We start from the raw sequence: 11400 nt of genomic DNA, 5'->3' as shown, positions 1-11400 counted from the left end.
GACGGCGCTCACGTCCGAGGTGGGGCGACCATCGATCCGCACCCCTCCGGGACCACTCCTGCCCCTCCCGCCTCTCCCCCTCCCGGTTGAGCCGGTCCCCCGCCGACGTGTGCGGGACAGGGCTTCTGGATAGCGTTGCCCCGATGACTGGCCGCGCTGACCTCCGCCTCGGCATCTCCGATGTCGCCCCCGTCGTGTCCTGCGGGTCGTTCTCGACCCGCGCCGTGGTCGGTGAACACCTGCCGATCACCGCAACCGTCTTCCGCGAGGGCCACGACGCCGTGGCCGCCAACGTGGTCTTCACGCCTCCGGGCGAGGAACCCTCGGCGGCCCCGCTGCTCCGGATGACGAAGTTCGGGCCCGAGCCCGACCGCTGGACCGCCACGGTCGTGCCCGACCGCGAGGGTCTCTGGACCTACCAGGTCGAGGCCTGGGACGACCCGCTGAGCACCTGGCACCACGACGTCGAGGTGAAGGTCGAGGCCGGCCAGGGTCCCGAGGAGCTGGCCAACGACCTGGAGTCCGGCGCCCGGCTGTTCGAGGAGGTGGCCGCCGCGGCCCCCGAGGAGCACCGCGAGGCGCTCACCGGTGCGGCCACCGCGCTGCGGGACGGGTCGCTGGAGCTGACCGCGCGGATCGCCCCCGCCCTCTCCCCCGCCCTGCAGCAGGTGCTGCACGACCACCCGGTGCGCCGGCTGGTCACCGGGTCGCAGCGGCACGAGCTGTGGGTCGACCGGTCGCGTGCGCTGTACGGCTCCTGGTACGAGTTCTTCCCCCGCTCGGAGGGCCCCGTCGTCGGTGGCACCCCGACGCACGGGACGTTCGCCCAGGCCGCCGAGCGCCTGCCGGCGATCGCCGAGATGGGCTTCGACGTGGTGTACCTGCCGCCGATCCACCCGGTCGGCAAGGTCAACCGCAAGGGGAAGAACAACACCCTGGTGGCGCAGGCCGACGACGTCGGCTCACCGTGGGCGATCGGCAGCGACGAGGGCGGACACGACGCCGTCCACCCCCAGCTCGGCACCCTCGACGACTTCAAGGCCTTCGTCGGCCGCACGCGCGGGTTGGGCATGGAGGTCGCGCTCGACCTCGCCCTGCAGGCGGCGCCGGACCACCCCTGGGTGACCTCGCACCCGGAGTGGTTCACCACCAAGCCCGACGGCACGATCGCCTACGCGGAGAACCCGCCGAAGAAGTACCAGGACATCTACCCGATCAACTTCGACAACGACCCCGAGGGCATCTACGCCGAGGTGCTGCGGGTCGTGCGGCACTGGGTGGACGCCGGGGTCCGGGTGTTCCGGGTGGACAACCCGCACACCAAGCCGCTGAACTTCTGGCACTGGCTGATCTGGGAGGTCAAGAAGACCGATCCCGACGTCCTCTTCCTCGCCGAGGCGTTCACCCGGCCGGCGATGATGCACCAGCTGGCGCGGATCGGCTTCACCCAGAGCTACACCTACTTCACCTGGCGCACCGAGCGCTGGGAGCTGGAGGAGTACGGTCGTGAGCTGGCCGAGAACGCGCACTACATGCGGCCGAACTTCTTCGTGAACACCCCGGACATCCTGCACGAGACGCTGCAGGTGGGCGGCCCGCCGATGTTCAAGATCCGCGCGGTGCTGGCCTCGATGATGAGCCCGACCTGGGGCGTCTACTCCGGGTACGAGCTGTTCGAGCACGTCGGCCTGCGTCCGGGCAGCGAGGAGTACCTGGACACCGAGAAGTTCCAGTTGCGCCCCCGGGACTGGGCTGCCGCCGATGCCTCCGGTCGCTCCCTGGCGCCCTACCTGCGCCGGCTGAACGAGATCCGGCGCGCGCACCCGGCCCTGCAGCAGTTGCGCACGCTGCGCTTCCACCCGATCGACAACCCGAACCTGCTCTGCTTCTCCAAGACCGACCCGGGTTCCGACGACTGCGTGCTCGTGGTGGTGTCGCTCAACAGCACCTACACCCAGATCGGGATGACCGCCCTGGACATGCCCGCGCTGGGCCTGGACTGGTCGGACGGCTTCTCGGTCACCGACGACATCACCGGGGCCCACTACGACTGGGGCCAGGCCAACTACGTCGAGCTGGACCCCTACCGGGAGCCGGCGCACGTGTTCACCGTCCACCGCAGCCTGTCCGCCTCGCGCCCGCCGCACTGACCCCGTCCTCGACAGCTGCGGGTGTGCCGGCCGAGCCCCCGGCCGGCGCACCAGCCGCACCGATCCACCGCCCCCCGCAACGAACGAGGACCGAGTTCATGACCCTCCCCGTCCCCGCACAGACGACCCCCGGCGCGGGCGAGCAGTCGGGCCTGCCCGCCCCTGGCACCGACCCCGAGTGGTTCAAGCGCGCCGTCTTCTACGAGGTGCTCGTCCGCGGCTTCGCCGACAGCAACGCCGACGGCATCGGCGACCTGCGCGGCATGCTGGGCAAGCTCGACTACCTGCAGTGGCTCGGTGTCGACTGCCTCTGGCTGCCGCCCTTCTTCGCCTCCCCGCTGCGCGACGGCGGCTACGACGTCAGCGACTACACCGCGGTGCTGCCGGAGTTCGGCGACATCGAGGACTTCAAGGAGCTCATCGGCGAGGCCCACTCCCGTGGGATGCGGATGATCATCGACTTCGTCATGAACCACACCTCGGACCAGCACCCCTGGTTCCAGGCCAGCCGCAGCGACCCCGACGGCCCCTACGGCGACTTCTACGTCTGGGCCGACGACGACACCGGCTACGCCGACGCCCGGATCATCTTCGTCGACACCGAGAGCTCGAACTGGACCTTCGACCCGGTGCGCAAGCAGTACTTCTGGCACCGGTTCTTCAGCCACCAGCCCGACCTGAACTTCGAGAACCCGAAGGTGCAGGAGGCGATCATCGACGCCCTGCGCTTCTGGCTGGACCTGGGCATCGACGGCTTCCGGCTCGACGCCGTCCCCTACCTCTTCGAGGAGGAGGGGACCAACTGCGAGAACCTCCCCCGCACCCACGAGTTCCTCAAGAAGGTGCGCAAGGTCGTCGACGCCGAGTACCCCGACCGGGTGCTGCTGTGCGAGGCGAACCAGTGGCCGGCCGACGTCGTCGAGTACTTCGGCGAGGACGGCGACGAGTGCCAGATGGCCTTCCACTTCCCGGTGATGCCGCGCCTGTTCATGGCCGTGCGCCGGGAGCAGCGGTTCCCGATCTCGGAGATCATGGCGCAGACGCCGGACATCCCCGACAACTGCCAGTGGGGTGTCTTCCTGCGCAACCACGACGAGCTGACCCTGGAGATGGTCACCGACGAGGAGCGCGACTACATGTGGGGGGAGTACGCCAAGGACCCCCGGATGAAGGCCAACATCGGCATCCGCCGGCGGCTGGCACCCCTGCTCGACAACGACATCGACACCCTCGAGCTCTTCACCGCCCTGCTGCTGTCGCTGCCGGGCTCGCCGGTCATGTACTACGGCGACGAGATCGGCATGGGCGACAACATCTGGCTCGGTGACCGGGACGGCGTCCGCACCCCGATGCAGTGGACCCCGGACCGCAACGGCGGGTTCTCCACCGCCGACCCGCAGCGGATGCACCTGCCGCTGGTGGCTGACCCGGAGTACGGCTTCCAGGTCACCAACGTCGAGGCCCAGCTGCGGAACTCGAACTCGATGCTGAACTGGATCCGCACGATGATCGCGGTGCGCAAGCAGCACCCGACCTTCGGTGTCGGCAGCTACGCCGAGATCGGCTCGCGGAACCCGACGGTGCTCTCCTTCGTGCGCGAGTTCGGGGACGACGTCGTGCTCTGCGTCAACAACCTGTCCCGGTTCCCGCAGCCGGTGGAGCTCGACCTCCGCCGCTTCGAGGGCTACACCCCGGTCGAGCTGACCGGGCGGGTGCAGTTCCCGCAGATCGGCGTCCTGCCGTACATGCTCACGCTCGGCGGCCACGGCTTCTACTGGTTCGAGCTCTCCAAGCCCACCGCCGCGGCGGGCGAGGAGGACGAGGACTGGGAGACCACCGCGAGCGGCAGCGTGGCGCAGTCGCTGCTCGAGGCCGGGGTGGTCGGCCCCGCCGACGCCACCGCCGGCACCGGCGACCTCGGTGCCGAGGCCCCGACGACCACGACCCCGACCGACGGAGAGTCCCGATGAGCGCTCTGACCGACATGCTGGCCGACTGGATGCCCGGTCAGCGCTGGTTCGGCGGCAAGGGCCGCGAGTGGGCAGGGGTGACCGAGGAGGGCTTCTTCCTCGACCAGTCCGACCCGGCCTTGTCGGTGCACCGCGTGCGGGTCGAGTACACCGACGGGGCCAGTGACACGTACCTGGTGCCCCTGTCCTGGCGCAGCGCACCGGCCGAGGAGCTCTCCACGGCCTTCGTCGGCGCGGTCTCCGGGTCCCACGGCGAGAACTACGCCTACGACGCCATGCGGGACCGGGACGCGACCGTGCCGTGGCTGACCCACCTCGTGGCGGCCTCCACCGTCGGGCCGATGCGGTTCCACCCGGCCGGCGTGGCCTACATCCCCGAGGGCCTGCCCGGGGACGTGATCTCCACCGAGCAGAGCAACACCTCACTGGTCTACGGCGAGACCGCGATCCTCAAGCTGTTCCGTCGGCTCGAGCCCGGGCTGAACCCCGACGTGGAGATCCACGACGCCCTGCGGCAGGCGGAGAACCAGCACATCGCGGGGCTGCTCGGGTACATCGAGGTCGACGACCCGAACGGGCTCGAGCCGGCCACCGTGGCCATGCTCCAGACCTTCGTCCCCAACGCCAGCGACGGGTGGCGGCTGGCCACCTCCAGCGTCCGGGACCTGTACGCCGAGGCCGACCTGCACGCCGACGAGGTCGGGGGCGACTTCGCCGGGGAGAGCGAGCGGCTGGGCGAGGCGGCCGCCTCGGTCCACGCCGACCTCGCCCGGGTGCTCCCCTCCGAGCCGGCCGACCGTGAGTGGTACGTCACCGTCGCCGGGCAGATGACCGCTCGGCTGGAGGCGGCCCTGGCGGTCGTCCCCGACCTCGCCGAGCACGCCGACGCGCTGCGCAACCTGTACGCCGCGGTCGCCGACACGACCGAGCCGGTCGTCCGTCAGCGGGTGCACGGCGACCTCCACCTGGGCCAGGTGCTGCGGACGACGACCGGCTGGATCGTCCTGGACTTCGAGGGCGAGCCGGCCCGTCCGCTGGCCGAACGGCGCGAGCTGGACACCCCGCTGCGGGACGTGGCGGGGATGCTCCGCTCCTTCGACTACGCCGCCCGGCACATGCTGGTCGAGCAGCCCGACGACCCGCAGCGGGCCTACCGGGCGCAGGAGTGGGCCGAGCGCAACCGGCGCGCCTTCTGCGAGGGCTACTCAGCCGCCGGCGGCGTCACCCTGTCCAGCGACTCCGCGCTGCTGCGGGCCTTCGAGGCCGACAAGGCGGTGTACGAGTGTGTGTACGAGGCGCGCAACCGACCGCACTGGCTGATGATCCCGCTCAGTTCGCTGTCCCGGCTGGCCGCCGGCAACTGAAGGAGGGCCCCGCTGCCCCCACCGCTCGCACGCTCGCGGCGGGACCCTGCAGAAGGGCCTGACCGGACGACCAGCACGACGACGAGACAGACCTGGAAGGACCACCGATGAGCACCGACGACGCCAGCACCCCGCCGGGCACGGACACCAGCAGCGAGCCCGCCGACAGGGCAGAGCTCATGCGCCGGGTCGAGGAGAAGACCGAGGAGGTCCGCCAGGCGAGCGAGACCGACAGCCCGCCCGCGCCGGCCAAGAAGGCCACCCGCAAGGCCGCCGCCAAGAAGGCGCCGGCGAAGAAGGCGGCGGCCGAGGCCCCCGCCACGAAGCCCACCGCCCGCAAGGCACCGGCGAAGGGCACCGCTGCCGCCGACGCGTCCGACGGTGACCAGGTGAGCGCCGCCGCCGACGGGGCTGCCCCGGCGGCCAAGCGCGCGGCGAAGAAGGCCGCGCCCGGCGAGGCCCCGGCCAAGCGGGCACCGCGGAAGGCGACCAAGAAGGTCACCGCCGCGCCCGTGATCGCGCCGGCGCCGATCGCCGAGCCGGGCGACCCGACGGCCCCGTCGGCTCCCCAGCCGGAGCCGCCGAGCCCCGACCCGGCCGAGCCGAACACGCCGCAGGCCCCCGAGGACGGCGAGCAGGGCGGCACCGGCGGCCACTCCCCGGCGGAGACGGCCTCCGAGCCCGCTCCGGACACGGTGTCCCCCGCGTCCACCGACACCGCGTCCACCGAGACCGCATCCATCGAGACCGCATCCACCGAGACCACCTCGGCCGACGGCCCCGCCACCGGCGCCCCGGCCGCTGACGACCAGGCCGGCGCGGCCGTCACCACCGCCGACCTGGCCACCGACCAGGTCACCGACCTGCCTCCCGCGCCGGACGAGGCGCCCGAGCCGGCTGCCGCCGGGCTCCTCGACGCCCTCCCCGAGGGGGAGCCGCCGGTCAGCACCTCGGTGCCCGCCCAGGCGAGCCCGTCCGCGCACGAGGTGAGCCAGGAACAGCTGGCCGCGATCGTCGACGGCTGGTCCTTCGACCCGCACGGCGTGCTCGGCGCCCACCGCGTGTCCGAGGGCTGGGCCGTGCGCACGCTGCGGCCGGACGCCGAGGCCGTCGCCGTCGTCGACCAGGACGGCAGCCGGTACGAGGCCCGCCAGATCTTCCGCGGCGGCGTGTACGAGGCCCGACTCCCGCAGCAGCCGGGCGACTACCGGATCGAGGTCGTCTACCCCGACGGGCAGGGCGGCACCGACACCTTCACCGTCGACGACCCGTACCGCTGGCTGCCCACCCTGGGCCAGCTCGACCAGCACCTCTTCCGCGAGGGTCGGCACGAGAAGTTGTGGACCGTCCTCGGTGCGCACGTGATCGGCTACGACACCCCCGGCGGCCGGGTGGACGGTGTCTCCTTCGCCGTCTGGGCGCCCAACGCCCGCGGCGTGAAGGTCACCGGCGACTTCGACTACTGGCAGGCCCGCGCCTACCCCATGCGGTCGCTGGGCTCCTCCGGCGTCTGGGAGATCTTCGTGCCCGGCGCCCAGGTCGGCACCCGGTACCGGTTCCACGTCCTCGGCGCCGACGGGCAGTGGCAGGTCAAGAGCGACCCGATGGCCTTCGCCACCGAGGTGCCCCCGGCCAACGCCTCGGTCGTGACCGCCTCCACCCACGAGTGGGGCGACGCCGAGTGGCTGGCCGAGCGCGCCAAGGCGAAGTGGCACGAGCAGCCGATGAGCGTCTACGAGGTGCACGCGGCCTCCTGGCGGCAGGGTCTCTCCTACCGCGAGATGGCCGACGAGCTGGTCGCCTATGTGAAGGACGCCGGGTTCACCCACCTGGAGTTCATGCCGCTGGCCGAGCACCCCTTCGGCGGCTCGTGGGGCTACCAGGTGACCTCGTACTACGCGCCCACGTCGCGCTTCGGCTCCCCCGACGACCTGCGGTACCTCATCGACGCCGCGCACCAGGCCGGCATCGGCGTCATCGTCGACTGGGTGCCCGCGCACTTCCCGAAGGACGAGTGGGCACTGGCCCGGTTCGACGGCACGCCGCTGTACGAGCACGCGGACCCGAAGCGCGGTGAGCAGCCCGACTGGGGCACGTACGTCTTCGACTTCGGCCGGCCCGAGGTGCGCAACTTCCTGGTCGCCAACGCGCTGTTCTGGGCCCAGGAGTTCCACGTCGACGGCATCCGGGTCGACGCCGTCGCCTCGATGCTCTACCTGGACTACTCGCGCAACGACGGCGAGTGGACGCCCAACCAGTACGGCGGCCGGGAGAACCTCGACGCCGTGGCCTTCCTGCAGGAGATGAACGCCACCCTCTACCGCGAGGTGCCCGGCGTCATCTCGATCGCCGAGGAGTCGACCGCGTGGCCGGGCGTCACCCGGCCCACGTACCTGGGCGGCCTGGGCTTCGGCTTCAAGTGGAACATGGGCTGGATGCACGACTCGCTCGGCTACATGGCCAACGAGCCGGTCTACCGCAGCTACCACCACGGCCAGCTGACGTTCTCCATGGTCTACGCCTACTCGGAGAACTACACGCTGCCGATCAGCCACGACGAGGTCGTGTACGGCAAGGGCTCCCTGCTGCGGAAGATGCCGGGCGACCGCTGGCAGCAGCTGGCCAACCTCCGCGCCTACCTGGGCTACATGTGGGCCCACCCCGGCAAGCAGCTGCTGTTCATGGGCTCGGAGTTCGGGCAGCTGTCGGAGTGGGCGGAGAGCCGGTCGCTGGACTGGTGGCACCTCGACGACCCGGCACACCGCGGCGTGCTGGAGCTGGTGACCGACCTCAACACGGTCTACCGGGACAGTGAGGCGCTCTGGAGCCAGGACGTCGACCCGGCCGGCTTCCAGTGGATCGACGCCAACGACGCCGGTGGCAACACGCTCACCTTCCTGCGCCTGGGCAAGGGCGGGCAGCTGCTGGCCTGCGTGGTCAACTTCTCCGGCCAGCCGCACGAGGAGTACCGGATCGGGCTGCCCCGCGGCGGACGCTGGCGCGAGGTGATCAACACCGACTTCGAGGGCTACGGCGGCTCCGGGGTGGGCAACCTCGGCGGCATCGAGGCGGTCCCGCAGTCGTGGCACGGGCAGCCGTGGTCGGCGACGCTGACCGCTCCCCCGCTGGCCACCGTGTGGTTCGTGCACGAGGGCCCGGAGCCGGAGCTCCCCGACGCGGGTGCACCGGCCGACCAGGCGCAGATCGCCGCGGCCGAGGCGTCCGGCGCGGCCGAGGGGCCGGGCAGCGGGCTGGAGCCCACCGAGCGCTGAGCGGATCGAGTCGATCGGGAACGGGGCGGGGACCTGCGAGGGTCCCCGCCCCGTCGCCGTCCGGCGGCCCGACCGGTCCTCCCCTCGCTGCCGAGGCCGGCACGGTCCGGCAGGATGGACGGCGGTGCTGCCGCCGCAGGCGGCCTGAACGGATTCGAGAACCCATGTCCTCCTCGCCCCGCCGGCTGCTCGCCGGCGCCGTCGCGGGTGTGCTGTTCGGGTCGGCCGTGCTGTCCGGCTGCGCGGTGACCCTGATCGAGGGGCGCGCGAGCCCCGCAGCCGGGCCCCAGGGCGACGTCACGCCCGCGGAGTTCCCGATCATCGGTGCGGCCGACGACGAGGTCGACCGGATCTCCCGCAACGCGCTCGCCGACCTCAACACCTACTGGACCGCGCAGTTCACCCCGACCTTCGGGCAGGCCTTCACCCCGCTGGCCGGTGGCTACTACTCCGTCGACCCGGGCGACCTGGACCCAGCGCAGTACCCGAACGGGGAGATCGGCTGCGGGGAACCACCGGAGGCCGTCGTCGACAACGCCTTCTACTGCGGCCCGGGCACCCAGTACCCCAACGGTGACGCGATCCAGTACGACCGGGCGTTCCTCGGTGCGCTGGCCTTCGGCGCCGTCGGCAGCGAGGGGTACGGCCGGTTCATCCCGGCCCTGGTGATGGCGCACGAGTTCGGGCACGCCGTGCAGGGCCGGGTCGGCTACCCGGTGGAGCGATCGATCAACATCGAGACCCAGGCCGACTGCTTCGCCGGCGCCTGGACGGCGTGGGTCGCCGACGGCAACGCCCGGTACAACTCGATCCGCCCGGGCGAGCTGGACGACGTGCTGCGCGGCTACCTGCTGCTGCGCGACCCGGTCGGGACGGGCGCCTACGAGGGCGAGGCGCACGGCTCGTACTTCGACCGGGTGTCGGCGTTCCAGCAGGGGTTCGACGACGGCCCCTCGGCCTGCCGCGACGACTTCGACGCCACCCGGCTGTACACGCAGAGCGGCTTCCAGAGCGACCTCGACTTCGCCACCGGCGGCGACGCGCCCTACGAACAGACGGTCGAGGACTTCGTCCCCGACGGGCTCGGGGAGTTCTGGCAGCTGGCCTTCGACCAGCTGGGCGAGGAGTTCACCCCGCCCGACGTCGAACCGTTCTCCGGCGAGGCCCCGGACTGCGCCGGCGAGGACACCGACGTCGACCTCCTCTACTGCCCCGCCGACGCGACCGTGCGCTACGACGAGGCCGACCTCACCCTGCCGCTGTACGCCGCCGAGGAGGGCGGGGACTACGCCGTGCTGACCGCGGTGGCGATCCCCTACGCGCTCGCCGCCCGCGACCAGCTGGGGCTGTCGGTCGACGACCGGGCCGCGCTGCGGTCCGCCGTCTGCCTGTCCGGCGCCTTCACCTCCGCGGTGCTCGGCAACGAGACCACCGTGCTGAGCATCTCCCCCGGCGACGCCGACGAGAGCGTCTCGTTCCTGCTCGAGCACGCCACCGACCCCGCAGTGCTGCCCGACGTGCAGCTGACCGGGTTCCAACTGGTCGACGTCTTCCGCAGCGGGGTCGTCGACGGCCTGGCCGCCTGCGACATCGGCGCCTGAGGCGCTCCGGCCGGGCCCTCGACGAGGAGCCCGGCCGGAGTAGGGCTCAGAAGAGGGCGGTCATGAGGGCGCGGCGGGCCGGGCCGACCCGCGGGTCCTCGTCGCCCACGATGCCGAACAGCTCCACCAGGTGCTGCCGGGCGGCGTCGCGCTCCTCGCCCGCGGTGCGGCGGACGACGTCGAGCAGCCAGCCGAACGCGGCGTCGACGTCGCCGGTGCCGAGCAGGAAGTCCGCGGCGCGGGTCTGCGCGGCGATGTCGTCGGGCGCGGCCTCGGCGGCGGCCAGCGCATCCGGCCCGGCCTCCTCGGCCCGGCGGAAGAGCTGGACCTGACGCAGCGCCAGCCCGGCCACCGGGTGCTCCGGCTCGGTCTCCAGGATCGCCTGGTAGGCCGCCTCGGCGGCAGCAAGGTCACCCCGGTCCAGGGCGGCCTCGGCGGCGTCCAGGCGCGGGTCCTCCGGCTCCTCGGCCTCGCCGTCGTCCTCCGCGGCACCGGGCACCGCACCCCCGGAGGTCGCCGCGACGAGCTCGGTCACGAACTGCCGGGCCTGCTCCTCGGGGATGGCGCCGGTGAACTCGGCGACCAACTGGCCCTGCCAGACGGCCTTGACCGCCGGGATGCCCTGGACCCGCAGGCCCTGGGCGAGCGCCGGGTTCGCGTCGACGTCGACCTTGGCCAGCACCCAGGAACCGGCACCCTCGGTGGCCAGCCGCTCGAGCACCGGGGAGAGCTGCTTGCACGGCCCGCACCACTCGGCCCACAGGTCCAGGACGACGGGGACCTGGAAGGAACGGTCGAGGACCTCGCTCTGGAAGGTCTCCTCGGTGACGTCGATGACGGCGCTGCCGGGCGCACCGGCCGGGGCGGTGGCGCTCGGCGGCGGGGCGGCTGCGGCGCGGGCTGCCGCCTCGTTGCGCGCCTGGACGGCGGCGAGGTCGACCGCACCGGCCAGTGACGCCGCCATCTGGGCCTGCTGGGCAGCGGCCCGGGGATCGGTTCGAGCGGGACGGTTGGGCTGCATGACCTCGATCATCCCACTCGCC

The 11400-nt window shown here is 72.2% G+C and carries 6 protein-coding genes; 5 read left to right on the top strand and 1 reads right to left on the bottom strand.

From position 1 onward, the window contains the following. The first annotated feature begins 143 nt into the window (after positions 1 to 143). The 5 genes from O2W15_RS14005 (at position 144) to O2W15_RS13985 (ending at position 10357) form a co-directional block, all read left to right on the top strand. Positions 144 to 2150, top strand: a complete 2007-nt coding sequence (locus O2W15_RS14005) for an alpha-1,4-glucan--maltose-1-phosphate maltosyltransferase (RefSeq protein WP_269179840.1) — start codon at positions 144 to 146, stop codon at positions 2148 to 2150. A 98-nt stretch (positions 2151 to 2248) separates the two neighbouring features. After that, positions 2249 to 4120, top strand: coding sequence for a maltose alpha-D-glucosyltransferase (gene treS / locus O2W15_RS14000; protein ID WP_269179839.1), 1872 nt, complete (start codon positions 2249 to 2251; stop codon positions 4118 to 4120). After that, positions 4117 to 5484, top strand: coding sequence for a maltokinase N-terminal cap-like domain-containing protein (locus O2W15_RS13995; protein ID WP_269164722.1), 1368 nt, complete (start codon positions 4117 to 4119; stop codon positions 5482 to 5484). Before treS ends, O2W15_RS13995 begins: the two co-directional genes overlap by 4 nt. Before the next feature lie 107 nt (positions 5485 to 5591). Further along, positions 5592 to 8756 carry a 1,4-alpha-glucan branching protein GlgB gene (gene glgB, locus O2W15_RS13990; RefSeq protein ID WP_269179838.1) on the top strand — a complete coding sequence of 1055 codons (3165 nt, stop codon included), beginning with the start codon at positions 5592 to 5594 and terminating at the stop codon, positions 8754 to 8756. A 164-nt stretch (positions 8757 to 8920) separates the two neighbouring features. Beyond that, positions 8921 to 10357 carry a neutral zinc metallopeptidase gene (locus tag O2W15_RS13985; RefSeq protein WP_269179837.1) on the top strand — a complete coding sequence of 479 codons (1437 nt, stop codon included), beginning with the start codon at positions 8921 to 8923 and terminating at the stop codon, positions 10355 to 10357. 46 nt (positions 10358 to 10403) lie between these two features. Here the strand turns inward: O2W15_RS13985 and O2W15_RS13980 are convergent, their stop codons facing one another. After that, positions 10404 to 11378: a tetratricopeptide repeat protein gene (locus O2W15_RS13980; protein ID WP_269179836.1), complete on the bottom strand. Its 975-nt coding sequence runs from the start codon at positions 11376 to 11378 to the stop codon at positions 10404 to 10406. Positions 11379 to 11400: the final 22 nt, after the last annotated feature.

The organism is Modestobacter sp. VKM Ac-2979 (genome assembly GCF_026967995.1).
Classification (GTDB): Bacteria; Actinomycetota; Actinomycetes; order Mycobacteriales; family Geodermatophilaceae; genus Modestobacter.
This window is presented reverse-complemented; position numbering and strand designations above follow the sequence as displayed.